The following is a 23,262-nucleotide window of genomic DNA, read 5'->3' on the forward strand; positions in this document are numbered from 1 at the left end:
CACCCGCTGGATCGCGATGCTGGCCTTGGCCAGCCTGCTGCTGGCAACCCTGGTCAGCGTGGCGGTAGTGGGGTGGATGCCCCGGCCCGCGCCGCCACCGATGCGGCTGGACCATGCGATGCAGGTGCTGCGTGGGGAACAGGCGCCGGCGCCACTGGGATTGCATATGTCGACGCAGGACGCGCCACCCCGGGGCAGCGCCAGTAACTGGCTCACCCAGTTGGCGGCGCTGCAGATGGACCTGCCGGCCAGGAATGTACGCCTGGTGTGGACGGGGCAGGGCAGGGCGCCCGATGTGCAGGTCATCGAGGGTGGCGCGGTACTGGACGCCTCCGCTCGTGCTGGCGTGCTGAAATCGCAGGCCGCGTTGCTGACCGCCATGCAGTGGCCGCCGTTCGAACTGGGGATGCGGCAAGCCGATGGCCGATGGCGGGTGGTCGGCAGCGACCACAGTGACCTGGCGGCCTGGCGCCGCCAGGTGATGCTCGCCCTGCTGGGCGGTGCGATCCTGCTGGCCCCTCTGGCGGCGTGGGCGGCGATCCGGTTGGGGCGCCCGCTGCGACGCCTGGCTGAAGCCAGCGCACGGGTCGACCTGCAGGCCGAAACGCCATTGCCTGATGACGGTCCACGCGAAGTGCAGGTACTGGCCACAGCGATCAGCACCGGTCGCGAACGTCTGCGCGCCCAGGCACGGGACATGACGCATATGCTGGCGGCCGTGGCGCATGACCTGCGCACGCCCTTGACCGGCCTGCGCCTGCGCGCGGAGTTCGCTCCCGCGCCACAGGCCGCCAGGATGGTGGCAGACATCGAGCGCATGGATACGATGATCGAGCAGGTGCTCGACTACGCACGCGGTGAGCTGCAGCCGTTGCAGATGCGGATGCTGGATCTTTCAGCGCTGCTGGAGGACTGCGTGCAGGCGGCGCTGCTGCGCGGGGTCGACATTTCCCTTCAGGGCCCGGATACGTTGCCGTGGCATGGCGATGCGCTGCTGCTCCGGCGCGCGGTCGACAATCTCATCGACAACGCCGAGCGCTACGCGGGCGCCGTGGAGCTGTGGGTCGCCATGGCGGGGGATGGAGTGCAGCTGGACGTGATGGACCGCGGCCCTGGCATCGCCGAGATCGATCGCGCACGCCTGCTGCAACCGTTCCAGCGCAGCGAGGGCTCGCGTAGCCGCGCCACCGGGGGCGCCGGACTTGGACTGGCCGTGGCTGCCAACGTGGCGAAGCGCCACGCGGGCGAACTTCAGCTGTTGCACCGCGAGGGCGGGGGGCTGATCGCGCGGCTGCTGCTGGGACGCACTTCCTGAGTCAACTCAGATTTGCTTCCAATGGCCACTCTTCCATATGATTAGGTGCCTAATCAGCCAGTGAGGAAAGGATGATCGAAGCCAAGCATCAGGCGTTGCTGGAGGAAGCGCAGCGGCGCGGCCACGCCAACATCGCGCAGCTGCGCCTGTGCTTCCAGCTGCTCTCGTTGTCCTCGTCGATCGATCGCGACTGCGCTGCGCGGTTGGCACCGCACGGGCTCAGCGAGGGTCGCTTCATCGTGCTGTTCCTGCTGCACGGGGCCGGCGGCGCACTGGCGCCGCACGCGCTGGCCGAGCGCGCTGGCGTGACCCGGGCCACCATCAGCGGCCTGCTCGATGGCCTGCAGCGCGAAGGCCTGCTGCAGCGTCGCAGCGATGACGAGGATGGCCGTCGTCTGCAGATCGTGTTGACCGCACCGGGCAAGCGTTTGGCCGAGTCGCTGTTCGAGCAGCACACACAATGGATCAGCGGCCTGTTCAACGGCCTGGATGCTGATGAACGGCGGCAGCTGTCACAGCTGCTGCACAAGGTCTGGCAGCACACGGACACCGGGCGGGAAGCCGCCGCATGAGCACGCCCATTCCCGCGGAACGGCTGCGTGCACTCAACAGCGGTGGTGCCGCTGCCACGCATCTGGCCGAATGCCTGGCAGTGGATTTCGCCGCGCTGTTGCAGGGGGTGGCACCTGTGCTCGAGCCGGAAGCGCTGCAACGTATGCGCGACGCCTCCGGCAAGGGCATCACCCAGCGCATGGCGCTGGCGGCGCGGTTGCTGCACGAAGCCGGGCAGGGTGATCCCGCGCACTGGCAGGCACACGCATCAGACACCGTGCGTGGCTGGGCCTGCTACCTGATTGGCAGCGATGCCGGCGCGGCGCTGCCGGCCAAGCTGCAGGCGATGCGTCCGCTGGCTGACGACCCGCACTTCGGCGTGCGCGAATGGGCATGGCTGGCGCTGCGCAGCGACATCGTTGCCGCACCGTTGCAGGCGCTTGAGTACCTGCAGGTGTGGACGCAGGAAGCATCGCCTTACCTGCGCCGCTTCGCCTGCGAAGCGCTGCGCCCACGAGGCGTGTGGTCCACGCATATCGCGCTGTTCAAGCAGCATCCAGAACTCGCGTTGCCGATGCTGGAAGCAATGGCCAACGACCCGGAGCGCTACGTGCAGGACTCGGTCGGGAACTGGCTCAACGATGCCGGCAAGACTCAGCCGCAGTGGCTGCATGAGCTGTGCACGCGGTGGCAACAGCAGCACCCTGGCGATGCCAATGCCTACATCCGCAAACGCGCCATGCGCTCGTTGCGGTAGTGCCGGCCGCTGGCCGGCAACCTCATCAACCTCAAGGAAGGCCTTCCATGTCCTACACCCTCATCGAGCTCTACACCGCTCTGGCCGCCTTGTAACAGCGCCTCCGGAGGCGCATGGCACATGCGTCTGTCACCCGGACGCGGTAAACAGGACATTGCCCATGTCCATCCGCAGGGAAGTTGATCATGCAGAGCACGCTCCAGGTAACGCTGTACGGCCCGCAGGGCGATACGCCGGCACTGCAGCTGCCGCAGATGGAAGGGCCCTCGGTGGCCATCCCGGAAGCGGTACTGCGCCGGCTGGTGTCCGATCTCTACACCACCCGTTCCCTGCTCAATCCCGAGCAGCTGGACGAGGCCCGGCAGGAGCTGGACCGCGTGCTGGAGCGCTGGGCCGACATCCACGAAGGCCTGCTGCTGGACGTGGAAGTGCATGGCAGATGAGCGACCTTGCACGGCGGCCACCGCGTGGGCTGCGCGGTCAGGCGCATCACTGAACCGCGCGCCCAGTTGCGGATGAAACATTTTGCACTGCGCAAAAGCTGTGCTATCAATAGATCCCATGAACGCAGCCGCCACCCGCTTTTACTGGTATTACTTTCCGAAGCCACTGGCGGAGGAAGGACTGCGCTCACCCTGAAGAAAGCTTCAGACGCATTCCCGAAAGCCGCCAGCGAACCTGGCGGCTTTTTTCATGCCGCCACGCTGGGGACCCCCAACGTTCCGGAGATCTCCTGCAATGCCCCCGCACACCGACGACCTGCGTATCCGCACCATCGAACCGCTGACACCGCCTGCCCAGCTGCTGGCGATGCTGCCCTGTGACGATGAAGCCTCCGACACCGTCAGCGCCTCGCGCGCGGCCCTGCACCAGATCCTGCATGGCCGTGACGACCGCCTGGCAGTGGTGGTCGGCCCATGCTCGATCCACGACCCGAAGGCCGCCATCGAGTACGCCCAGCGCCTGAAGCCGCTGCGCGACGCGCTGGCTGGCGAGCTGGAAATCGTCATGCGCGTGTACTTCGAGAAGCCGCGCACCACGGTGGGCTGGAAGGGCCTGATCAACGACCCGGACCTGGATGGCAGCTTCAGGATCGACAAGGGCCTGCGCATCGCACGTGGCCTCCTGCGCGACATCAACAAGCTCGGCCTGCCGGCCGGTGTCGAGTTCCTCGACGTGATCTCGCCGCAGTACATCGCCGACCTGGTGGCATGGGGCGCGATCGGCGCACGCACCACCGAAAGCCAGGTGCATCGCGAGCTGGCTTCGGGGCTGTCGTGCCCCGTCGGTTTCAAGAACGGCACCGATGGCAACGTGAAGATCGCCGCCGACGCAGTGGGTGCGGCATCCAACCCGCATCATTTCCTGTCGGTCACCAAGCAGGGTGGCACTGCCATCGTGTCGACCACCGGCAACCCGGATTGCCATGTGATCCTGCGCGGTGGCAAGCAACCGAACTACGACGCTGGCAGCGTGGCTGAGGCCTGCCAGGTGCTGGCCAAGGCCAAGCTGCCGGCGCGCCTGATGATCGATGCCAGCCATGCCAACAGCCTGAAGAACCCCGAGAACCAGCCGAAGGTGATCGACGACATCGCCGTTCAGCTGGAAGACGGCGAGCAGCGCATCGTGGGCGTGATGATCGAGAGCCATCTGGTCGGTGGCCGCCAGGAACTGGTGGAAGGCCAGCCGCTGGTCTACGGGCAGAGCATCACCGATGGCTGCATCGACTGGGACACCACCGTGACGGTGCTGGAGCGACTGGCTGCGGCCGTGCGTGCCCGTCGTGAAGTGAAGGTGTCCGAAGCAGCGTGAATGAAGCCGCCTGATGGCGGCACGTGTGTGGATGGCGGCCAGCGCCTGCGGGGGTGCGGCCGCGATCAGGGCCGGCCGGAGTTGGAGACCGGCCCATCTGCACCGGCGATGCGCCTGGCGCTGCGCATGAGCGACAGCGCCAGGTACATCGCCGGGGTGGTGCAGGGCGCGAAGGGTAGCGCCGGGCCATGCCCGGCGAACACGCTATCGTTCAATGCACTTCGTCGTGGTACACGAACTTCGGCATTTCCCAGCGGTAGTGGATCGCCATCAGGCGCAGCGCGAAGCCGCCGCCGAGGCAGCACAGGATCGCGGTGGCGTCGGCCACGCCCCAGTGCAGCAGCAACAGATACGCCGCGCCGGTCAGCAGCGCGATGATCGCGTACAGCTCCTTCTGGAAGATCAGCGGCACCTCGTTGCAGAGGATGTCGCGCAGCACGCCGCCGAACGCGCCTGTCAGCATGCCGGCGATCAGCACGATCGGCATCGCATGGCCGGCTTCGCGCGCAATCGAGCAGCCGATCAGGGTGAAGGCGATCAGGCCCAGGCCATCGAGCACCAGGAAGGTGCGGCGGAAGTGGTGCATCCAGCGTGCCACCCAGGTGGCGATCAGCGCCGCGCATACGGTGAACCCCAGGTATTCGGGATGCTTCACCCAGCCCAGCGGATAGTGGCCGAGCAGGATGTCGCGCAGTGATCCACCACCGAGGGCAGTGACACAGGCGATCATGACCACTCCGAACAGGTCCATGCGGCGGTGGCCGGCAGACAGTGCACCGGTCATGGCTTCGGCGGAAATGGCAATCAGGTAGATGATGGACAGCAGCATGGAACAGGCTCCGGGCGCGGTGGGGCCGGCCATGCGCGACTACCGCCACTGCCTGCGCAATGACGGGATGACGATGACCGGTGCCGCTCCCGCTGTCCTTTTGCCTGAGAGTTCAGCGGCGTTGGCCACGTGCCCCTTCGGCGGGTCGTCCCGGGCGTGCCCGGTGACCTCTCTCCAGCTCGGCGAGTCGAATGCATGGTTGGTGGGATTCCAGCCCACCGGCCTGAGCGATCATGGGAGCCTGCGCCTTCGGCGGGCGCCAGCGCGGCGCCACTCTCCTGCATTCGGGCGCCAGTATATCCGCTGCAGTGCAGCACGGCATAATCCAGGCATGGTCCCGTCCCTCCGCCCGTGGTTCCTGTACCTGCTCGAATGCCGCGACGGCAGCTATTACGCCGGCATCAGCACCGACGTAGACGCGCGTTTCGCCGCCCACCAGGCCGGCAAGGGCGCGCGCTACACCCGGGCCCGGCCACCGCTGCGCGTGCTGGCCGTGCGCGAATACCCGGACCGGGCCGCCGCCTCACGCGCCGAGTGGCAACTCAAGCAGCAGCCCCGCGAACGCAAGCTGGCCTGGCTGCAGGCGCCGGATTCCGGCCTTCTGTAGAGCCGAGCCCACGCTCGGCTGCTGGACTCGGCGACAAGCATCAGCCGAGCATGGGCTCGGCTCTACAACATCGCCGGTAGATCCACGCCATGCGTGGATGGGGTGCACCCGGCCATGCCATGATCGCCCAGCCCTCAGCGCTGGAGACCCGGATGTCCACCGTTGCCCTGTTGTTCGCGCTTTCTGCAGCAGCCAGCCCCACTGCCGACGCCACCACGATCGCGGCCATCGAAGCCACCTGCCACGACTACGTCGATGGCCAGCTGGAGGCCGACCCGCAGCGCGTCGCCCGCTCCCTGCATCCGGACCTGGCCAAGCGCGCTGTGCTCGGCGATACACCCGACGAACGGCTGGGCCTGCGCCGGATGTCGAAGGAAGAGCTGGTCTCGCTGACGAAGCAGGGCGCGTTGAAGACCCCGAAGGATCAATGGGATCGTCGCTGCACGGTGCTGGACGTGACCGGCAACGCGGCCTCGGTGCGGCTGGAGACCCCGTGGTTCGTCGATTACTTCCACATGGGGCGCTTCGACCAGCGCTGGGTCATCGTCAACGCGTTGTGGTACCCGAAACCGAAGGCGCCGTAGAGCCGAGCCCATGCTCGGCTTCTGCAATCCGCGCGAAGTGCAGCCGAGCATGGCTCGGCGCTACAGGAGCATGCGTGCGCTCCTAGCGCCTCGGCCGCCGGTCATCCTGGTCATCACCGAAGATGATGCGCGCACTGCGCTGGTAGCTCCAGTACGCGACCGCCCAGTTCAGCAGCACCACGATGCGGTTGCGGAAGCCGATCAGGAAGAACACGTGCGCGGCCAGCCAGAACCACCACGCCAGCACACCAGACAACTGCAGCCGGCCCAGGTGCACGATCGCGGCCATGCGGCCGATGGTGGCCAGGTTGCCGTAGTCGGCGTACTTGAACGGACCGGGCTCGGGCTTGCCGTGCAGCCGTGCGCGGATCACCTCGGCCACGTACTTGCCCATCTGCTTGGCGGCCGGTGCCACACCGGGAACCGGCTTGCCGTCGGCCTGGCTCAATGCGGCCAGGTCGCCGGCCACGAACAGCTCCGGGTGATCGGGCAGGGTCAGGTCCGGTTGCACCGGCACGCGTCCGGCGCGGTCCAGTGGCACGTCCAGCGTGCGCGCCAGCGGTGAAGCGGCCACGCCGGCGGCCCAGACCACGGTGCGCGCCGGTATGAACTGTTCGCCGAGCTTGAAGCCCTGGCTGTCGATGTCGCTCACCGGGGTTCCGGTCAGCACTTCCACGCCCAGTTTTTCAAGTTGGCGGCGCGCCTTCAGCGAAAGCACATCCGGGAACGAGGACAGCACGCGCGGCCCAGCCTCGACCAGCCGCACCCTGGCGCTGGCCGGGTCGATGTGGCGGAATTCGTTGCGCAGCGTGTGGCGCGCGATCTCGGCCAGGGTGCCGGCCAGTTCGACGCCGGTGGGACCACCACCGACGATGGCGAAACTCAGCCACGCCGCCTTCTTCGCCGGGTCCGGTTCGGCCTCGGCGCGTTCGAACGCCAGCAGCAGCTTGCGGCGCAGCGCGATGGCATCGTCCAGCGTTTTCAGGCCGGGCGCATCATGGGCCCACTGATCGTTGCCGAAGTAGGCGTGGGTGGCGCCGGTGGCCAGCAGCAGGCTGTCGTAGTCCAGCGTGCTGCCATCGGCCATGCGGATCTGCCGCGCCTGCTTGTCGATGGCCACCACTTCGCCGAGGCGGACTTCCACATTGCGCTGGTGGCCGAGGATGTGGCGCAGCGGTGCGGCGATATCCGGCGCGGACAGGCCGGCGGTGGCCACCTGGTACAGCAGCGGCTGGAACAGGTGATGGTTGCGGCGATCGACCAGGGTGATGCGTATGCGCTCGCGGGCCAGGGCACGGGTGGCCCAGAGACCGGCAAAACCGCCGCCGACAACGACCAGGTGGGGAACGCGTTCGCGACTCATCGACTCACTCCAGTGGGGCATCGGGGGAAGCGCCTGGCATCTTCGCACGGCGGCCGCCTGTCACGTCAGCGCCTGCCCGGATCGGCGATACTCGGGTTCAGGCAACGGCCCGTGAGGAGCCCATGAGCGAACCGGAAAAGCGCATCGCCCTGTTGATCGACGCCGACAATGCGCCGGCCTCGAAGATCGACGAGGTCCTGGCGGAAGTCGCCCGCTACGGCGTGGCCAACGTGCGCCGTGCCTACGGCAACTGGAAGAGCCCGCGATTGAAGGGGTGGGAAGCGGTGCTGCATGAGTATGCGATCCGCCCGATCCAGCAGTTCGCCTACAGCAAGGGCAAGAACGCTTCGGACATGGCGATGGTGATCGATGCCATGGACCTGCTGTACGCGCGCAACCTTGATGGCTTCGCCATCGTCTCCAGCGATGCGGACTTCACCCCGATGGTGATGCGCCTGCTGACCGATGGCGTGAAGGTATATGGCTTCGGCGAGAAGAAGACGCCCGAGCCATTCGTCAATGCGTGCTCGAAGTTCACCTACCTGGAGGCACTGGGCCAGACCCATGCCAGCGTGCCGGATGCCGAACAGGCGTCCAGCGAGCAGGCCTCGAACGAGCCGGTGGCCAACGACGATGCGCGTCCGCGCAAGAGCGGTGCGGAAATGCGCAGTGACACCCGGCTGGTGAAGATGCTGCGCCGTGCGGTGTCCGCGGCCGAGGGTGAGGATGGCTGGTCGCACCTCGGCCCGGTCGGCAGCCAGATCGGCAACCAGGCCTCGTTCGATCCGCGCAACTATGGCTACGGCAAGCTCAGCGACCTGCTGGCGGCGATCGGCCTGTTCGAACTGAAGAAGGATGGCAAGTCGTCCTACGTGCGCGCGCTGCCAAAAAAGAACCGGTAGTGCCGGCCGCTGGCCGGCAGCGCGCAGGCGCCCGATCCCGCATCCGGCACGCACACACCCGTAACGATCAGGCGTATCGTTGCCGCTCGCAACTCCAGCAAAGGAAACCTGCATGTTGAAGATCTGGGGCCGCCGCAATTCCAGCAACGTCCGCAAGGTGCTGTGGTGTGCCGAGGAAATCGGCCTGCCGTACGAATCCATCGAGGTCGGCGGCAGCCACGGCGGCACGCAGACGCCGGAGTACCAGGCGATGAATCCCAACGGCCTGGTGCCGGTGATCGAAGACCACGGCCTGCCGCTGTGGGAATCGAACGCCATCGTGCGCTACCTGAGCGCGCGCTATGCGCTGGGCACGCTGTACGCCGCAGACCCGATGGAGCGCGCCCAGGCCGAGAAGTGGATGGACTGGAGCACTTCGCGGATGGCGCCGCTGTACAGCGACCTGGTCTGGGGCATCATGCGCACCGCGCCGGCCGACCGCGATGAAGCGCGGATCAATGCCGCCATCGTGCGCGCCGGTGACTACCTGGCGATGGCCGACGCCATCCTGGCCAGGCAGCCGTGGCTGTCGGGCGAGACGTTCGCGATGGGCGACATCCCGCTGGGCTCGCTGGTCTATGCCTGGTTCGAACTGCCGATCCAGCGACCGGAGCTTCCGCACCTGGCGGATTGGTATGCGCGCCTGCGCGAGCGACCGGCCTACCAGCGCGGCGTGATGTCGCCGCTGACGTAAGCACTGCCCGGTACTGAAACGCAGCCGAGCATGGCTCGGCTCTACGGTAGTGCCGAGCCATGCTCGGCAGTGCTCTACGGGATCAATACAGGTCCGTTGGATCCACATCCAGCGACCAGCGCACCTTGCGTGCTTCCGGCAGCGCATAAAGCTGCGGCACCAGCTGCGCGAGCACGCCATGCAAGGGTGGCCGCTGCGGCGCCGACAGCAGCAGCTGTGTGCGCTGGTAGCCCGCGCGCCGCGGCATCGGCGCCGGCATCGGGCCGTACGCCTCCACCACGTTCTGCTCGCCCAGCAACTGCCGCGCAGCCAGCAGGAACGCATTGGCATGCTCCACCTGCTGCGCTTCAGCACGCATCAACGCCAGGTGCGCGAATGGCGGGAATCCTGCGGCTTGCCGCTGGTTCAACTCGGCCTGCGCGAACGGGTGGTAGCCACCGCTCACCAGGGTTTCCAGCAGCGGGTGACCCGGGTGATGGGTCTGCAGCCAGACCTCGCCGGGGTCACGTGCGCGCCCGGCGCGACCGGCCACCTGGATCAGCTGCTGCGCCAGCTTCTCGCTGGCGCGGAAGTCGGAGGAGAACAGGCCTTCGTCGATGCCCACCACCACCACCAGGGTCAGCTTCGGCAGGTCATGGCCCTTGGCCAGGATCTGCGTGCCGACCAGGATGCCGGGCTGGTCGCCCAGTTTCGCCAGCTGCTGTTCCAGCGCATCGCGGCGTGAGGTGGTGCCACGGTCGATGCGCACCACCGGGAAATCGGCGAAGGCGGCGGTGAGGTGTTCTTCCAGGCGTTCGGTGCCGATGCCCTGCGGCTGCAGCGCCAGGCTGCCGCAGGCCGGGCATGCCAACGGCGCCGGTTGGCGCGCGCCACAGTGGTGGCACTGCAGGCGTCGGCCGCCGCCATGCACGGTCATCGGCGCATCGCAGCGCTGGCACGGCGCGGTCCAGCCGCAGTCGTGGCACAGCAGCACCGGTGCGTAGCCCCGGCGGTTCTTGAACACCAGCACCTGCTGGCCACGCTGCAGGTGTTCGCCGATGCCGGCCAGCACATCGGCCGAGAGGCCATCGTGCAGCGGCCGCTTGCGTACATCGAGGATGCGCACGCGCGGTGGCCGTGCATCGCCGGCGCGCTGCTTCAGGCGCAGGTGCGTGTAGCGCCCTGCGTAGGCGTTGTGCAGCGTTTCCAGCGAAGGGGTGGCGCTGCCGAGCAGTACCGGAATGCCCAGTGCCTTGGCCCGGACCAGGGCAAAATCGCGCGCGTGGTAACGGATGCCGTCCTGTTGCTTGTAGCTGCCGTCGTGTTCCTCGTCGACGATCAGCAGGCCAGCCTGCGGCAATGGCGTGAACACCGCCGAGCGGGTGCCGACGATGACCCGTGCTTCGCCACGTGAGGCGGCCGCCCAGACGCGCGCGCGCTCGTTGTCGTTCAACCCCGAATGCAAGGCGTGCACGGCGATGCCGAGGCGGCCGCGGAAACGTGCCAGGGTCTGCGGGGTCAGGCCGATTTCCGGCACCAGCACCAGCGCCTGCCTGCCCTGCGCCAGGCAATGGATGATCGCCTGCAGGTAGACCTCGGTCTTGCCGCTGCCGGTCACGCCGTCCAGCAGGAACGGCTGGAAGCCGTCGGCAGCGTTGATCGCAGCCACCGCCCCGGCCTGGTCCGGGTTGAGCGTGGGGCCGGGCAGCGGCTGCGCATGCTGCGGTGCCACCGTCATCGCCACGCGCTCGGCCAGCGCGCGCTTGGCCAGGCTGCGTGCAGCGGTGCGCCAGTCGGCCATGCGTTCGCCGAGCACGTCCTCATCCACGATCGCTCCGGCCAGCAGCTCGGCCAGCTGCCGCGGACGGCTGCCGGCGCGCAGCTTTTCGCGCTGGGCGTGGCCTTCGGTGGTCAGCTGCCAACCCCAGTGGTGGGTGTCGGGCAGGGCCTCGCCATGGCGCAGCGGTCCGGGCAGGGCGGTGCTCAGCACCTCACCCAGTGGCGCATGGGTGTAGCGCGCCAGCCACTGCAGGCTCTGCCAGAGTTCGCCCTGCAGCAGCGGCTGCCGGTCGCACCAGGCCAGCGCCTGGCGCAGTCCCTGGCCGTCGTCGGTCTGGCCGTGGCCTGCCACCACGCCGACCAGCTCGCGGTTGCCGAACGGCACCTTCAGGCGGCAGCCGACCGCGGCCGTGGGGCCATCGCCCTCCGGCGACAGGTAGTCGAACAGGCGGGGCAGGGGGACGGGCAGGGCGACCTGCAGGGTCGGAATGGGCGAAAGCATCGGGCCAGTGTAACGGGCCATGCGCGCGCGAATGGCAGGGGGCAGAGGTGCCCGGGCACGACCGTTGAATCATAAATGTCACCTAAATATCGGTGTCCATTGGAGATTCAGTCTTATCCACATGTTCTGTGGATAACGTTGTGCGTTACCGGTCGACGGCAACCCAGGAGGCCGATGGCGACGAGCTCACGCTTGGGTTGGTCAAAAAATCGCCACACTTAAAAGGCATTCAAAATCAACAACTTGAGTGTGAAACATTGCTGAAACAGAGTGAATTCAGCTGCATGCCGCAGTTTCCCGCGCGGGGAGCGTGGTGCTGTGCACAACCTGCAGCACGAAGTGCCTGTGGGCGCAAGTCCTACGGGTGCCGATGGGCTGCCGCTATCATGCCGGCAGACCTTTGGAGTGACCGATGACGGCTGTGCCCGCCCCTGTTTCCTCGACCGCGGCCGGCGCGCTGTCGGCGTTCCTGCGTGGCGTCGAGCGCCGCGCCCTGGTGGTGGCTGAACTGCAGTGCGGCGATGCCGCGCGTGCCGAGCAGACCCTGGTGGCGGTGATGCGCGCGTTTGCGGCGGTCGCCAGCGACCTGCCGATGGCGCAATGGCCGACCCGCTTCTGGACCCTGCTGGGCCAGCGCCAGGCGCTGCGCGAGCCGGCGGGCGGGCAGTGGGCGCCGTCGTTGGCCGCATTGGGCGCGATGCCGCCACTTCCACGACTGGCGCTGCTGCTGCGGGTGGGCGGCAGCCTCGACGAGGGCATTGCCATGCGCGTGCTCGACCAGGACGAGGCCGGCTACCAGCACCTGCTGGCCGATGCCTGCCCGCGTGATGCCCAGGGCCGGCCCGATGCCGCGGCCTGGCGCCAGTTGGCCGAGCAGGTACAGGCCCGTGTCCGTGACCTGCCGGCCGCGCGCCTGCAGCAACTGCAGCAGCCGGCCGCACCCACCACCCACAATGAAGCACCGGCCTCCAGCTGGCGCGCACCGCAGCGCGACGAGCGTGCGGCCGCCAACGCCAAGCGCCGCCGCGCGAATGCCAGGCCGCGCTGGCGCGGTCCGCTGATCCTGCTGGTGACCGTGGCGGTACTGCTGGCCGCGGCGCTGGGTTGGCGCCACCTGCAGGGACATTCGTTCGGCAGCGATGCACCCTTGCCGGAGGGCGTGGTGGCCGAAGCCGGTCCGGTGACCGTGGAAGCCCTGCCACCGAGCAGGGTCGACGCCGCACCGCACGCGGGCCAGGCGCAAGCCAATGATGACGCAGCGATGCTGGCAGACCGCGACTACCCGCTGGTCGCCGATGCCGACCTGTACGCGTGGACTGCCGCGGGCGGCCCGCTGCCGGTGGATGAATCGCAAGCCAAGCCGAGCCGGCCGGAGCCGGCCAGTGCCACGCTGGAAACTGCTGCCGCCGATGAATAAGTCCGTGCTCGCCAGCCTGCTGCTGGCCCTGCCGCTGTCGCTGTCGCTGTCCGCCGCACCGCAGCCGTTGAGCGTGCCGTTGCCGCCACCAGTTCCGGGCAGTTCGCCGGCCACGCCGGCGTCGGCTGCTGCAACAGCACCTGCCGAATTCGCTCAGCTGGATACGCAGCAGCAGCGACAGCGCCGTGCCGACTACGCCGCCTGGCGCGCATTGCCGGAAGCAGAGCGCGAGCGCATCCGTCAGGCGGCTGCGCGCTTCAATTCGCTGCCGGCCGATCAACAGCAGCGCATGCGGCAGCAATTCCAGGCGCAGGATCAGGCGTTCCGCGCCGGATGGCGGCTGGGCCCGCAGCTGGGCCTTGAATTCCCCAAGCTGCACGGACTGTTCGGATTCGTGCCACCGGAGCAACGCGAGACCGCGCTGGCCGTGCTGCGCCAACTCAACCCGGCGCAGCTGGCCCAGCTGGCCCTGGTCGCGCAGCGCACGCCGCCGCAGGAACGCGACACGGTACGCAGCGCCTTCCTCGCCGTGCCCGCCGCCGAGCGCGACAGCTGGCTGAAGCGCCAGGCCGGCCAGTAGAAAAGGGGACGGAGGGGATTAAGTCGCATCCGGCACTGACGGGCCTGAAACGACTTAATCCCCTCCGCCCCCTTTTTTGTGTGGGGCGGCTGAAACCCAGCATTCACGCCATGTCATGGGAATGCAGGCGCCGCCCGCGTAAGATGAGCGCCCGCAACCCGGTGCCTGTGCCCTTCGCGCGCAACCGCAGTTCGCGTCAAGCACCTTATGTCTACTGCAACCTCCACGCCGTGCTTCAGCAAGGAAGTCGGCGCCACCGGTCTGCTCGCCCTGCCGCTCGTGCTGGGCCATGTGTCCACCGGTCTGATCTCCTTCGTCGACAACGTGATTGCCGGCCACCACGCTACGGCGACCCTTGCCGCAGTCACCATCGGTACGGCGCTGTTGTGGCTGCCGATGCTGATTCCGATCGGCACCCTGATCTCGCTCACCGCTTCGGTGTCGCAGCTGCACGGCGCCGGCCGCGAGCGCGAGATCGGCCCGCTGTTCCGCCAGGCACTGTGGCTGGCGCTAGGGCTGGGGCTGATCATGTTCACCTTCCTCACCGTGGTGCCGCCGCTGCTGCCGGCCTTCGGCATCGCGCCGGACATCGTGCCGGGGGCGACCGCGTTCCTGCATGCGGTGCGCTGGGGTGGCCCGGCGCTGACCCTGTACTTCTGCATGCGCTATCTCAGCGAGGGCATGCACTGGACGCTGCCGACCATGCTGCTCGGCTTCGGTGGCCTGCTGGTGCTGGCACCGATGGGCTACGTGCTGGCCAATGGCAAGCTCGGCTTCCCGGAGTTGGGGGCCGAGGGCCTGGGCATCGCTTCGGCGGTGATGATGTGGCTGCAGGCGACCGCATTCGCCCTGTATCTGTGGCGGACCAAGCGCTTCGCCCATCTGCAGCTGTTCTCGCACTTCGAGGGACCGCGCTGGAAGGCGATCTGGGAGCTGCTGCGTACCGGCCTGCCGATCGGCATCACCGTGTTGATGGAAGGTGGCCTGTTCATCGTCACCGCCTTGCTGATCGGCCGCCTGGGCGCCAATGAAGCGGCGGCACACCAGATCGCGATCAACGTCGCGCAGCTGTGCTTCATGATCCCGATGGGCGTGGCCGAGGCCACCACCGTGCGCGTCGGCCATGCGGTCGGCCGTGGTGACGGCTTCGGCGTGCGGCGTGCGGCCTGGGCCGGCTACGCGATCATCATGGGCACGCAGACGTTGTCAGCGGCGGTGCTGCTGTTCGGCCACGATGCCATCGTCGGTGTGTACACCAACGACCTGGCAGTGGCCGGCCTGGCCTCGACCCTGCTGCTGTACGCGGCCACCTTCCAGTTCCCGGACGGCATCCAGGTGCTGTCGGCGGGCGCGCTGCGCGGCCTCAAGGACACCCGCGTGCCGATGTTCATCGCCATGTTCGCGTACTGGGGCCTGGGCATGCCGCTCGGCGCCGGGCTCGGCCTGGGGCTGGGCATGGGCCCGCAGGGCATGTGGATCGGCCTGATCGTCGGCCTGACCGCCGCTGCCATCCTGATGGGCTGGCGCCTGCGCCGCAGCAGCCAGCGCATCGGGCAGTCCGCGCTGTCCTGATCTTCCTGCCCGCCATGCCGACCCATGGCGGGCGATCCCCTGACTTGTGTCCGATGCCGCATCACGCGGCACCGGCTATGCTGGTACCACGGCAAGAAGCCATCCGGAGCGTTCCATGAATCAACCCGTGCCCCCGCTGCCCCCGGCGCGTCGCAACCCCGTCGCCAGTTTCTTCATCGGGCTGTGGGACGTCATGAACTTCACCCGCCGGTTGATCCTCAACCTGGTGTTCTTCGGCCTGCTGTTCCTGCTGCTGGTGATGTTCGTCATCGCCGCCGGCATGGGCGCCGGTGCCAGCAAGTCGCTGCAGGACCGCACCACCCTGGTGATCGCGCCGGAGGGCCGCCTGGTCGAGCAGTTCAGTGCCGATCCGGTCAGCCGCGCACTGGCCAAGGCAGTGGGTGACAACGGTGCCGAAGAGATCCAGCTGCGCGATCTGCTGCGGGTGATCGAGTCGGCCAAGGACGACAAGAAGATCGAGCGCGTGGTGCTGGAGCTGGACAAGCTGCAGCCGTCCGGCTTCGCTTCGCTGCGCGAAGTGGCCGCCGCGCTGCAGGATCTGCGTGCCTCCGGCAAGCAGCTGGTGGCCTACAGCGAGAGCATGGGCCAGTCGCAGTACCTGCTGGCCGCGCAGGCCGACGAGGTCTACCTGGACCCGATGGGTTCGGTCGTGCTCGAAGGCCTCGGCCGCTACCGCCAGTACTTCCGCACCGGCCTGCAGGACAAGCTGGGCGTGGACGTGCACCTGTTCAAGGTGGGCGAGTACAAGTCCGCGGCCGAACCGTACGTGCTCGACGCCGCGTCGCCGGCCTCCAAGGAAGCCGACCTGTTCTGGATGAACGATGTGTGGCAGCGCTATCTGGGCGACATCGCCAAGGCGCGCCGCCTGGATCCGGCGCAGCTGGCTGCCGGCATCGACACGCTGCCGGAAGGCATTGCCGCCGCCGGTGGCGACCTGGCCAAGTTCGCGCTGCAGCAGAAGCTGGTGACCGCGCTGAAGACCCGCGAGGAGTTCGAGGATCTGATGATCGAGCGCGGCGTGGCCGACGAAGACGCCGACGGTGGTTTCCGCAACGTCGACTTCGGGCGTTACCTGGCCCTGCTCGACGCGCGCCGCAACCCGGTGGACTCGCGTCCGCAGGTGGCCGTGGTGGTGGCTGCCGGCGAGATCAGCGGTGGCGACCTGCCGGCCGGCCGCATCGGCGGAGAGTCGACCTCAGCGCTGTTGCGCGCCGCGCGCGACGACGACAACGTGAAGGCCGTGGTGCTGCGCGTCGATTCGCCGGGCGGTGAGGTGTTCGCCTCCGAGCAGATCCGCCGTGAAGTGGTGGCGCTGCAGGCCGCCGGCAAGCCGGTGGTGGTGTCGATGGGCGACCTGGCTGCCTCCGGCGGCTACTGGATCAGCATGAATGCCGATCGCATCTACGCCGATCCGTCGACCATCACCGGTTCGATCGGCATCTTCGGCATGGTGCCGAACTTCAGCCGCGCGCTGGACAAGATCGGCGTGCACACCGATGGTGTCGGCACCACCCGTTTCGCCGGTGCATTCGATGTCACCCGCCCGATGGATCCGGCCGTGGGCCAGGTCATCCAGTCGGTGATCAACAAGGGCTACGCCGACTTCACCGGCCGCGTCGCCGACGCCCGCAAGAAGCCGGTCGAGGCGGTGGACGAGGTGGCTCGCGGCCGCGTGTGGAGCGGTGCGCAGGCCAAGGAACGGGGCCTGGTCGATGCCTTCGGTGGCCTGAAGGATGCCGTGGCCGACGCTGCCAGCCGTGCCAAGCTGGGCAAGGCCGACGCTTATCGCGTGCGCTACATCGAGAAGGCGGCCACGCCGTTCGCACAGTTCGTCAGCGGTTTCGCCGGCAGCCGCGCCGGTGCCTGGATGCTGTCCGATTCGGGCATGGCACGGATGATGCTGGCACGCACGATGCCGGAAGTGGATACGCAGCTGCGCTTTGTCGAGAACGCGGCCCGCGAGAAGGGCAATGGCGCACCGGTGAAGGCGCTTGCTTACTGCTTCTGCGGGTTCTGACGGAAGCCATCCACGCAGGGCGTGGAACTACTGGACAGCGAAACGCCCGGCCTTGGCCGGGCGTTCTCGTTCATGGGGTCGGATCCCTTGGCTTCGCAAAGGGCTCTGACCCCATAGGCCACTCGTCATTGCGCCGCGTCGACCTCGGCCTTGCGCTCGCGAGCGGCGGCTTCATCCACGGCCTTCTGCGCGCCCTTGGCGCGGTCCAGTGGCTCCTGCATCGCACGCGACATCGCCTTGGGTACCGGTGGCTTCTCCGGGTTCGGCGTCGGCGGACGCTGGCAGGCCACCAGCAGCACGATGGCCAGCAGGGACAACGACAGGATCAGGATGCGCATGGCGGTACTCCGCGGTGGGCGTTCGCGCAGTGTCGCATCTCCGGCAACGCCCTGCCGTGAGCGCGTATCCTTGCGGCATCGAAACACAGCGGGCGCGGCCCCGGAGGACACATGACCCAGCAACGGTGGCGCCTGGACGGCCAGACTGCCCTGATTACGGGCGCCAGCGCCGGCATCGGCCTGGCCATCGCGCACGAACTGGCCGGCCTCGGCGCCGACCTGATGATCGTGGGCCGTGACATCGATATGCTGGAGACGACGCGCGACGAACTGCTGGACGTCTATCCGCAGCACCAGGTGCATGCCCTGGCTGCCGATGTCTCCGATGACGAGGACCGCCGGCAGATCCTGGACTGGGTGGAGGACCACAGCGATGGCCTGCACATCCTGGTCAACAACGCCGGTGGCAACGTCACCAAGGCGGCCACGGAGTATTCCGAGGACGAATGGCGCAAGATCTTCGAGACCAACCTGTTCTCGGCCTTCGAGCTGTCGCGCTACGCGCATCCGCTGTTGGCGCGGCATGCGTCGTCGTCCATCGTCAACGTCGGCAGCGTATCCGGCCTGACCCACGTACGCAGTGGCGTGGTCTATGGCATGACCAAGGCCGCGATGCACCAGATGACCCGCAACCTGGCCGTCGAGTGGGCGGAGGATGGCATCCGGGTCAACGCGGTGGCGCCCTGGTACATCCGCACGCGGCGCACGTCCGGTCCGTTGTCGGACCCGGACTACTACGAGGAAGTGATCAACCGCACGCCGATGCGTCGTATCGGCGAGCCGGAGGAAGTGGCTGCCGCGGTAGGCTTCCTGTGCCTGCCGGCGGCCAGCTATGTCACCGGCGAGTGCATCGCAGTGGATGGTGGTTTCCTGCGCTACGGGTTCTGATCTTCCGAGGGGTAGCGCCGGCCAGCGGCCGGCACTGCCGGCATGTCAGTCACCCCGGTACCGGGCAGTTGCTGGCCTCCAGCACGCCCTGCAACCGTTCGCGTTCCCCCCGGGCCTTGTCGCGGTTCTCCGGCGAGGCGAACCGCTCGCGGCCACGTGCGTCGCGGAAGCGTTGCTGCCAGCTGCTGCAGCGCTGCGCGTCCGGCAGTTCCTCGCAGCGGTCGCGCACCACTTCGCAGCCTGCAGCGTTGACCGGTGTGGCGCCGCCCAGGCCCTGCACGGTCATCAGTTCGCAGCGGCCGGGGGCAGCCTCGTATTCGTGCAGGTAGCCACCGCCCTGGCTGTCGGTGCACTGGAAGATGGGCGGCAGCGGCGGCTTCGGCGGCGCATTGCTGTCCGGCGCGGCATCGGCCTGGCGTGGCAGCGATGCACTGTCGAGTATCAGATCGCCGCCTTCGCGTTCGACCATGCCGGCTTCCATGATCGTGCGTCCTTCGCCGGGGCGGCGGGGGCTGGGCGCGGAAGCCGGCGGCATACCCGCCGCCGCCGGTGCGGGTGGCGACGGCACAGGGGCCGGCGTGGGCGACGCACTGGCAGCGGCCGGAATCCGCACCACCTGCTGCTTGCTGCCGGCAGGGCAGGGCGTACGTTGCAGGGTGGGCACATCGCTGTTGCTGGAGGTGCAGCGGTAGATCACCCCGTCGTCGGCCACTGCGTTGCCGGCGAACAGGCCCAGGGCCAGCCAGATCAGGTTCTTCATGCGCACAGCGTACATGCCACGGCAGGTGCTGCGCTCAGCGTTCGCAGTCGCGCGACAGGCGCGCGTCGATGCCACGCTGTTCGTTGCTGATGGCGGTGCGTTCACTCTGCAGCGCGCTGTTGTAGCGGCGGTCCAGTTCCCAGCGGCGGTCGCGCAGGCGCGCGCAGACTTCCTGTGGCGGCAGCGCATGGCAGCTGTCGCGGACCAGCACGCTGCCGGCCGGAACCTGTACACCGACACCTACCGCTGGCGGCCGGTAGCCGGTTCCTTCACCGATGGGGGTGCCGACCGGCGTGCCGAAGGCCGGGCGTGGGCCGGGATGGACCGGGCCGTGGTGCCCGTGCGGGAGCCAGACGCTGGTCCACAACGGCACCCAGCGCGGATTGCCCTCGTTGTTGTCGCTGGTGTAGCGGCGACCGTCGTCGCTTACGCACTCGTACAACGGTTGTGGTGGCTGGAGGTAGACGTGGCGGACCTCACGATCACGCATCACCGGAACCTCGTCCGGCCGGGCGGGTGCCGCGTCGCTGCGCACCACCCGGGGGGCCGGGTCGCGCGGGCGCTGCAGGTCACGCACTTCCTGCCGGCCACTGCTGCATGGCTTGTCCTGCAGGGCCACGGCGCCGTTGCTGGCGACACAGCGGTACACGCGCACGTCCTCGGCGGCGGGTGCGGTCCATGGCAGCAACAGGCACAGGCCCAGGGCGGTGCGCAGCAGGTTCATGGCGGCAGGGTGCGTGATTGTCCGCGGCAGTGCAATCGTCGGTTCAGGAGCGCAGTACGTTGCCGCTGAGCGCGTCGCGGATCGGGGTTGGCTGGGCCAGGCCGCCGGTCTCGCCGTCGAGGAGGCCATCGAGCAGGCGCAGCAGGCGCGGATCGAGCTCGGCACGGCTGCGGGCCGGTGGTTCACCGGCCAGGTTGGCGCTGGTGGAGACCAGCGGGCCACCCCAGGCGCGGCACAGGGCGGCGACCAGCGGGTGGGCGCTGATGCGCACCGCGATACCGCTGTGTTCGCCGGTGACCCAGGGCTGCGCGTGCGGACCGGCCGGCAGGATCCAGGTGTTGGCGCCCGGCCAGCTGGCCAGCACCGCGCGCTGGCGGGCGTCGGGCAATGCCTGCAGGCGGACCCAGCCCTCCAGCTGCGACAGTTCGGCGGCGACCAGGATCATGCCCTTTTCGATCGGGCGCTGCTTCAGCCGCAGCACCGCGTGCACCGCGGCTTCATGTGACGGATCGCAGCCCAGGCCCCAGACCGCTTCTGTGGGATAGGCGATCACGCCACCGGCGCGGAGCGTGGCGACAGCAGAGTTCAGGGTGAGTTCTTTCATGACGGCGACCGGCCCGGCGTGGGCCTCCATTATCCCTCCGCTGCGTGCAGAAGGGGTGGTCGGCGCGGACGGTAGGTGCGGACCGTTGGTCCGCACACCTTGCCACCTCATCCACGCACGGTGTGGATCTACTTCTTTGCGGCGGTCTTCTTGACGGCCTTCTTCGCCGGTGCCTTCTTTGCGGCAGCTTTCTTCACCGCCTTCTTGGCCGGCGCTTTCCTGGCCGCTGCCTTCTTCGGCGCTGCTTCCTTCTTCACTGCAGCCTTCTTGGCCGGCGCCTTCTTCGCGGCGGCTTTCTTGGCGCCGAAGCCCTTGCGCACCGGCTTGCCGGTTTCTTCCATCAGCTGTTGCACTTCGGCCAGGGTCAGCGAGGCCGGCTCGCGATCCTTGGGGATCTTGCCGTTCATCTTTCCATCGCTGATGTACGGGCCGAAGCGGCCGTTCAGCACCTGGATGTCGCTGCCCTCGAACTCCTTGATGATCCGGTTGCGCGCGATCTCTTCCTTCTCTTCGATCAGGAATACGGCGCGGGCCAGGTCGATGGTGTACGGGTCATCTTCCTTCTTCAGCGAGGCGTAGGTGCTGCCGCGCTTGGCGAACGGGCCGAAGCGGCCGATGCCGACGCTGACCGGCTCACCATTGTCCTCGCCCAGCGCGCGCGGCATCAGGAACAGTTCCAGCGCGTCTTCCAACGAGATGGTGTGCATCGACTGGCCGGGGCGCAACGAGGCGAACTTCGGCTTTTCCTCGGCGTCCTCGGCAGTGCTGCCGATGGCAGCATACGGCCCGAAACGACCCAGCCGCACGCTGACCGGCTTGCCGGTCTTGGGGTCGGTGCCGAGCTCGCGCGCGCCACTGGCCTCGGCGCGGTCGACCGATTCCTTCTTGTCTTCGACCAGTTCCTTGAACGGCTCCCAGAAACGGGCCATCAGCGGAATCCATTCTTCCTCACCGCGCGAGACGGCATCGAGCTCGTCCTCAAGCCTGGCGGTGAAGTCGTAATCCACGTACTGGGTGAAGTGGCTGGACAGGAACTTGGACACCGCGCGGCCCACGTCGGACGGGCGGAAGCTGCGGCCTTCCATTTCCACATACTTGCGGAACAGCAGGGTCTGGATGATCGAGGCGTAGGTCGAAGGACGGCCGATGCCGTACTCTTCCAGCGCCTTCACCAGCGCCGCTTCGGTGTAGCGCGGCGGTGGCTGGGTGAAATGCTGTTCGGCCAGGATGCGTTCCAGCGGGATGCGGTCGCCCGGCTTCATCGCGGGCAGCTTGCGGCCCTCATCTTCGTCCTCGGCGCTCTTGTTGTCCTTGCCTTCCTCGTACACGGCCAGGAAGCCGGGCACGACCACGGTGGTGCCGCTGGCGCGGAACACGTGTTCGCTGCCGGCCGACAGGTCGACGCTGACGGTGTTGAGCGTGGCCGGGATCATCTGGCAGGCCACCGCACGCTTCCAGATCAGCTCGTACAGGCGCCGCTCGTCGTCGGTCAGGAAGCGGGCGACCTGCGACGGCGTGCGCAGGGCCGAGGTCGGGCGCACCGCTTCGTGCGCTTCCTGGGCGTTCTTCGACTTGGTCTGGTAGGTGTTGGGCTGGTCCGGCAGCGAGGCGATGCCGTAGTCGCGGGCGATCACGTCGCGGATTTCCGCCAGCGCGTCCTGCGACAGGTTCACCGAGTCGGTACGCATGTACGAAATCAGGCCGACGGTGCCTTCGTCGCCGATGGCCACGCCCTCATACAGCTTCTGCGCCACCTGCATGGTCTTGCGGGTGGTGAAGCCGAGCTTGCGCGAGGCTTCCTGCTGCAGGGTGGAGGTGGTGAACGGCGGCGCCGGGCGGCGCTTGCGCTCCTTGCTGGCCACGTCGGTGACGTGCAGCGAACCCTGCGCGGCCTGCTGGATGCGCATGCGCGCCGCTTCAGCGGTGTCGCCATCGGTGATGGTGAACTGCTCGAACTTCTGCCCGTCCAGCTTGACCAGCTTGGCATTGAAGTGCTGGGACGGGTGCGCGCACTCGGCAGCGATCGACCAGTACTCGCGGGCGATGAAGGCTTCGATCTCTTCCTCGCGCTCGACGATCATGCGCAGCGCCGGGCTCTGCACGCGGCCGGCGGACAGGCCGCGCTGCACCTTGCGCCACAGCACCGGCGACAGGTTGAAGCCGACCAGGTAGTCCAGCGCGCGGCGGGCCTGCTGGGCGTCGACGAGGTCGCTGGCGATCGCGCGCGGCTGGCTGATCGCTTCCTTGATGGCCCGCGGGGTGATCTCGGTGAACACCACGCGCTGCATCGGCTTGTCCTTGACCAGCCCGCGCTCCTTCAGGATCTCGGCGATATGCCAGCTGATCGCTTCACCCTCGCGATCCGGGTCGGTTGCCAGCAGGATGTCGTCGGCGCCCTTGGCGGCCTTGGCGATCGCATCGACATGCTTTTCGTTCTTGTCGATCACGTCGTAGTGCATGGCGAACCCGTTGTCCGGGTCGACCGCGCCTTCCTTCGGAATCAGGTCACGCACATGCCCATACGAGGCCAGGACGGTGTAGTCCTTGCCGAGGTATTTGTTGATCGTCTTGGCCTTGGCCGGCGATTCGACGATGAGCAGGTGCTTGGGCATGGCAGCAGTGTCTGT

Annotated in this window: 23 protein-coding genes and 2 riboswitches; of the genes, 14 read left to right on the forward strand and 9 right to left on the reverse strand. The window is 67.9% G+C overall.

Features of this window, described 5'->3' with window-relative positions; all coding sequences use genetic code 11:
• The first annotated feature begins 16 nt into the window (after positions 1 to 16).
• The 5 genes from RCF13_RS16690 to RCF13_RS16710 all read left to right on the forward strand — a co-directional run bounded on the left by RCF13_RS16690 (position 17) and on the right by RCF13_RS16710 (position 4,436).
• Positions 17 to 1,315: an ATP-binding protein gene (locus RCF13_RS16690; RefSeq protein ID WP_231352342.1), complete on the forward strand. Its 1,299-nt coding sequence runs from the start codon at positions 17 to 19 to the stop codon at positions 1,313 to 1,315.
• Between the two features lie 71 nt (positions 1,316 to 1,386).
• The gene (locus RCF13_RS16695; RefSeq protein ID WP_134968658.1) at positions 1,387 to 1,887 is read left to right on the forward strand and encodes a MarR family transcriptional regulator; all 501 of its coding nucleotides are present in this window, start codon (positions 1,387 to 1,389) and stop codon (positions 1,885 to 1,887) included.
• Positions 1,884 to 2,624 carry a DNA alkylation repair protein gene (locus RCF13_RS16700; protein WP_134968659.1) on the forward strand — a complete coding sequence of 247 codons (741 nt, stop codon included), beginning with the start codon at positions 1,884 to 1,886 and terminating at the stop codon, positions 2,622 to 2,624. The genes RCF13_RS16695 and RCF13_RS16700 overlap by 4 nt, the downstream gene beginning before the upstream one ends.
• A 185-nt stretch (positions 2,625 to 2,809) precedes the next feature.
• Positions 2,810 to 3,067: a hypothetical protein gene (locus RCF13_RS16705; protein WP_005419663.1), complete on the forward strand. Its 258-nt coding sequence runs from the start codon at positions 2,810 to 2,812 to the stop codon at positions 3,065 to 3,067.
• A 295-nt stretch (positions 3,068 to 3,362) separates the two neighbouring features.
• Positions 3,363 to 4,436 (forward strand): 3-deoxy-7-phosphoheptulonate synthase, encoded by a 1,074-nt coding sequence (locus tag RCF13_RS16710; RefSeq protein WP_053443579.1) that lies wholly within the window; start codon positions 3,363 to 3,365, stop codon positions 4,434 to 4,436.
• Positions 4,437 to 4,501: 65 nt separating this feature from the next.
• Here RCF13_RS16710 and RCF13_RS16715 read toward each other — a convergent pair whose 3' ends face one another.
• The gene (locus RCF13_RS16715; RefSeq protein WP_308141352.1) at positions 4,502 to 4,651 is read right to left on the reverse strand and encodes a hypothetical protein; all 150 of its coding nucleotides are present in this window, start codon (positions 4,649 to 4,651) and stop codon (positions 4,502 to 4,504) included.
• Positions 4,648 to 5,265 (reverse strand): trimeric intracellular cation channel family protein, encoded by a 618-nt coding sequence (locus tag RCF13_RS16720; RefSeq protein WP_308141353.1) that lies wholly within the window; start codon positions 5,263 to 5,265, stop codon positions 4,648 to 4,650. Before RCF13_RS16720 ends, RCF13_RS16715 begins: the two co-directional genes overlap by 4 nt.
• Positions 5,266 to 5,349: 84 nt before the next feature.
• Positions 5,350 to 5,453: riboswitch (glycine riboswitch) on the reverse strand.
• Between the two features lie 13 nt (positions 5,454 to 5,466).
• A riboswitch (glycine riboswitch) is annotated at positions 5,467 to 5,556 on the reverse strand.
• Between the two features lie 40 nt (positions 5,557 to 5,596).
• Here RCF13_RS16720 and RCF13_RS16725 point away from each other — a divergent pair.
• Both RCF13_RS16725 and RCF13_RS16730 read left to right on the forward strand, forming a co-directional pair.
• Entirely contained in the window at positions 5,597 to 5,872 is a 276-nt protein-coding gene (locus RCF13_RS16725; protein WP_231352340.1) for a GIY-YIG nuclease family protein, read from the forward strand.
• Between the two features lie 152 nt (positions 5,873 to 6,024).
• Positions 6,025 to 6,456, forward strand: a complete 432-nt coding sequence (locus RCF13_RS16730) for a nuclear transport factor 2 family protein (protein ID WP_061478141.1) — start codon at positions 6,025 to 6,027, stop codon at positions 6,454 to 6,456.
• Between the two features lie 82 nt (positions 6,457 to 6,538).
• Here RCF13_RS16730 and RCF13_RS16735 read toward each other — a convergent pair whose 3' ends face one another.
• Complete coding sequence (locus RCF13_RS16735; protein WP_134968662.1) at positions 6,539 to 7,819, reverse strand: NAD(P)/FAD-dependent oxidoreductase; 1,281 nt, start codon at positions 7,817 to 7,819, stop codon at positions 6,539 to 6,541.
• Positions 7,820 to 7,941: 122 nt separating this feature from the next.
• Here RCF13_RS16735 and RCF13_RS16740 point away from each other — a divergent pair, with 122 nt between their 5' ends.
• Positions 7,942 to 8,721, forward strand: a complete 780-nt coding sequence (locus RCF13_RS16740) for an NYN domain-containing protein (protein ID WP_049470953.1) — start codon at positions 7,942 to 7,944, stop codon at positions 8,719 to 8,721.
• A 112-nt stretch (positions 8,722 to 8,833) separates the two neighbouring features.
• Positions 8,834 to 9,454 carry a glutathione S-transferase gene (locus tag RCF13_RS16745; protein ID WP_134968663.1) on the forward strand — a complete coding sequence of 207 codons (621 nt, stop codon included), beginning with the start codon at positions 8,834 to 8,836 and terminating at the stop codon, positions 9,452 to 9,454.
• 82 nt (positions 9,455 to 9,536) lie between these two features.
• Here the strand turns inward: RCF13_RS16745 and RCF13_RS16750 are convergent, their stop codons facing one another.
• Positions 9,537 to 11,714, reverse strand: coding sequence for a primosomal protein N' (locus RCF13_RS16750; RefSeq protein ID WP_134968664.1), 2,178 nt, complete (start codon positions 11,712 to 11,714; stop codon positions 9,537 to 9,539).
• Between the two features lie 412 nt (positions 11,715 to 12,126).
• Here RCF13_RS16750 and RCF13_RS16755 point away from each other — a divergent pair, with 412 nt between their 5' ends.
• The 4 genes from RCF13_RS16755 (at position 12,127) to sppA (ending at position 17,321) form a co-directional block, all read left to right on the forward strand.
• On the forward strand, positions 12,127 to 13,131 hold the full coding sequence (locus RCF13_RS16755; RefSeq protein ID WP_154351483.1) for a hypothetical protein: 1,005 nt from the start codon (positions 12,127 to 12,129) through the stop codon (positions 13,129 to 13,131).
• Positions 13,124 to 13,711 (forward strand): DUF3106 domain-containing protein, encoded by a 588-nt coding sequence (locus tag RCF13_RS16760; protein ID WP_154351482.1) that lies wholly within the window; start codon positions 13,124 to 13,126, stop codon positions 13,709 to 13,711. The genes RCF13_RS16755 and RCF13_RS16760 overlap by 8 nt, the downstream gene beginning before the upstream one ends.
• A 207-nt stretch (positions 13,712 to 13,918) precedes the next feature.
• Complete coding sequence (locus RCF13_RS16765) at positions 13,919 to 15,283, forward strand: MATE family efflux transporter (RefSeq protein ID WP_134969307.1); 1,365 nt, start codon at positions 13,919 to 13,921, stop codon at positions 15,281 to 15,283.
• Between the two features lie 115 nt (positions 15,284 to 15,398).
• Positions 15,399 to 17,321, forward strand: coding sequence for a signal peptide peptidase SppA (gene sppA, locus RCF13_RS16770; protein WP_061478137.1), 1,923 nt, complete (start codon positions 15,399 to 15,401; stop codon positions 17,319 to 17,321).
• A 125-nt stretch (positions 17,322 to 17,446) separates the two neighbouring features.
• On the opposite strand, the gene RCF13_RS16775 is transcribed toward sppA, so the two are convergent.
• On the reverse strand, positions 17,447 to 17,659 hold the full coding sequence (locus tag RCF13_RS16775; RefSeq protein ID WP_134969306.1) for a hypothetical protein: 213 nt from the start codon (positions 17,657 to 17,659) through the stop codon (positions 17,447 to 17,449).
• A 111-nt stretch (positions 17,660 to 17,770) separates the two neighbouring features.
• On the opposite strand from RCF13_RS16775, the gene RCF13_RS16780 reads away from it, so the two are divergent.
• Positions 17,771 to 18,547, forward strand: coding sequence for an SDR family oxidoreductase (locus RCF13_RS16780; protein WP_134969305.1), 777 nt, complete (start codon positions 17,771 to 17,773; stop codon positions 18,545 to 18,547).
• A 49-nt stretch (positions 18,548 to 18,596) separates the two neighbouring features.
• Here the strand turns inward: RCF13_RS16780 and RCF13_RS16785 are convergent, their stop codons facing one another.
• From RCF13_RS16785 to RCF13_RS16800, 4 genes are all read right to left on the reverse strand, one after another.
• The gene (locus RCF13_RS16785; protein WP_231352339.1) at positions 18,597 to 19,307 is read right to left on the reverse strand and encodes a hypothetical protein; all 711 of its coding nucleotides are present in this window, start codon (positions 19,305 to 19,307) and stop codon (positions 18,597 to 18,599) included.
• A 34-nt stretch (positions 19,308 to 19,341) separates the two neighbouring features.
• Positions 19,342 to 20,031, reverse strand: a complete 690-nt coding sequence (locus RCF13_RS16790) for a DUF4124 domain-containing protein (RefSeq protein WP_111175349.1) — start codon at positions 20,029 to 20,031, stop codon at positions 19,342 to 19,344.
• A 43-nt stretch (positions 20,032 to 20,074) separates the two neighbouring features.
• On the reverse strand, positions 20,075 to 20,665 hold the full coding sequence (locus RCF13_RS16795; RefSeq protein WP_005419629.1) for a Sua5/YciO/YrdC/YwlC family protein: 591 nt from the start codon (positions 20,663 to 20,665) through the stop codon (positions 20,075 to 20,077).
• Between the two features lie 98 nt (positions 20,666 to 20,763).
• On the reverse strand, positions 20,764 to 23,247 hold the full coding sequence (locus RCF13_RS16800; protein ID WP_134969340.1) for a DNA topoisomerase I: 2,484 nt from the start codon (positions 23,245 to 23,247) through the stop codon (positions 20,764 to 20,766).
• Between the last annotated feature and the right edge of the window lie 15 nt (positions 23,248 to 23,262).

The organism is Stenotrophomonas maltophilia group sp. RNC7 (assembly GCF_030910085.1).
Taxonomy (GTDB): domain Bacteria; phylum Pseudomonadota; class Gammaproteobacteria; order Xanthomonadales; family Xanthomonadaceae; genus Stenotrophomonas; species Stenotrophomonas sepilia.

Excerpts from the sequence above, each read along its gene's own strand:
- RCF13_RS16690 (WP_231352342.1), top strand. The coding sequence starts at position 17 with ATGCTGGCCTTGGCCAGCCTGCTGCTGGCAACCCTGGTCAGCGTGGCG.
- RCF13_RS16695 (WP_134968658.1), top strand. The coding sequence starts at position 1,387 with ATGATCGAAGCCAAGCATCAGGCGTTGCTGGAGGAAGCGCAGCGGCGC.
- RCF13_RS16700 (WP_134968659.1), top strand. The coding sequence starts at position 1,884 with ATGAGCACGCCCATTCCCGCGGAACGGCTGCGTGCACTCAACAGCGGT.
- RCF13_RS16705 (WP_005419663.1), top strand. The coding sequence starts at position 2,810 with ATGCAGAGCACGCTCCAGGTAACGCTGTACGGCCCGCAGGGCGATACG.
- RCF13_RS16710 (WP_053443579.1), top strand. The coding sequence starts at position 3,363 with ATGCCCCCGCACACCGACGACCTGCGTATCCGCACCATCGAACCGCTG.
- RCF13_RS16720 (WP_308141353.1), bottom strand. The coding sequence starts at position 5,265 with ATGCTGCTGTCCATCATCTACCTGATTGCCATTTCCGCCGAAGCCATG.
- RCF13_RS16725 (WP_231352340.1), top strand. The coding sequence starts at position 5,597 with ATGGTCCCGTCCCTCCGCCCGTGGTTCCTGTACCTGCTCGAATGCCGC.
- RCF13_RS16730 (WP_061478141.1), top strand. The coding sequence starts at position 6,025 with ATGTCCACCGTTGCCCTGTTGTTCGCGCTTTCTGCAGCAGCCAGCCCC.
- RCF13_RS16735 (WP_134968662.1), bottom strand. The coding sequence starts at position 7,819 with ATGAGTCGCGAACGCGTTCCCCACCTGGTCGTTGTCGGCGGCGGTTTT.
- RCF13_RS16740 (WP_049470953.1), top strand. The coding sequence starts at position 7,942 with ATGAGCGAACCGGAAAAGCGCATCGCCCTGTTGATCGACGCCGACAAT.
- RCF13_RS16745 (WP_134968663.1), top strand. The coding sequence starts at position 8,834 with ATGTTGAAGATCTGGGGCCGCCGCAATTCCAGCAACGTCCGCAAGGTG.
- RCF13_RS16750 (WP_134968664.1), bottom strand. The coding sequence starts at position 11,714 with ATGCTTTCGCCCATTCCGACCCTGCAGGTCGCCCTGCCCGTCCCCCTG.
- RCF13_RS16755 (WP_154351483.1), top strand. The coding sequence starts at position 12,127 with ATGACGGCTGTGCCCGCCCCTGTTTCCTCGACCGCGGCCGGCGCGCTG.
- RCF13_RS16760 (WP_154351482.1), top strand. The coding sequence starts at position 13,124 with ATGAATAAGTCCGTGCTCGCCAGCCTGCTGCTGGCCCTGCCGCTGTCG.
- RCF13_RS16765 (WP_134969307.1), top strand. The coding sequence starts at position 13,919 with ATGTCTACTGCAACCTCCACGCCGTGCTTCAGCAAGGAAGTCGGCGCC.
- sppA (WP_061478137.1), top strand. The coding sequence starts at position 15,399 with ATGAATCAACCCGTGCCCCCGCTGCCCCCGGCGCGTCGCAACCCCGTC.
- RCF13_RS16775 (WP_134969306.1), bottom strand. The coding sequence starts at position 17,659 with ATGCGCATCCTGATCCTGTCGTTGTCCCTGCTGGCCATCGTGCTGCTG.
- RCF13_RS16780 (WP_134969305.1), top strand. The coding sequence starts at position 17,771 with ATGACCCAGCAACGGTGGCGCCTGGACGGCCAGACTGCCCTGATTACG.
- RCF13_RS16785 (WP_231352339.1), bottom strand. The coding sequence starts at position 19,307 with ATGAAGAACCTGATCTGGCTGGCCCTGGGCCTGTTCGCCGGCAACGCA.
- RCF13_RS16790 (WP_111175349.1), bottom strand. The coding sequence starts at position 20,031 with ATGAACCTGCTGCGCACCGCCCTGGGCCTGTGCCTGTTGCTGCCATGG.
- RCF13_RS16795 (WP_005419629.1), bottom strand. The coding sequence starts at position 20,665 with ATGGAGGCCCACGCCGGGCCGGTCGCCGTCATGAAAGAACTCACCCTG.
- RCF13_RS16800 (WP_134969340.1), bottom strand. The coding sequence starts at position 23,247 with ATGCCCAAGCACCTGCTCATCGTCGAATCGCCGGCCAAGGCCAAGACG.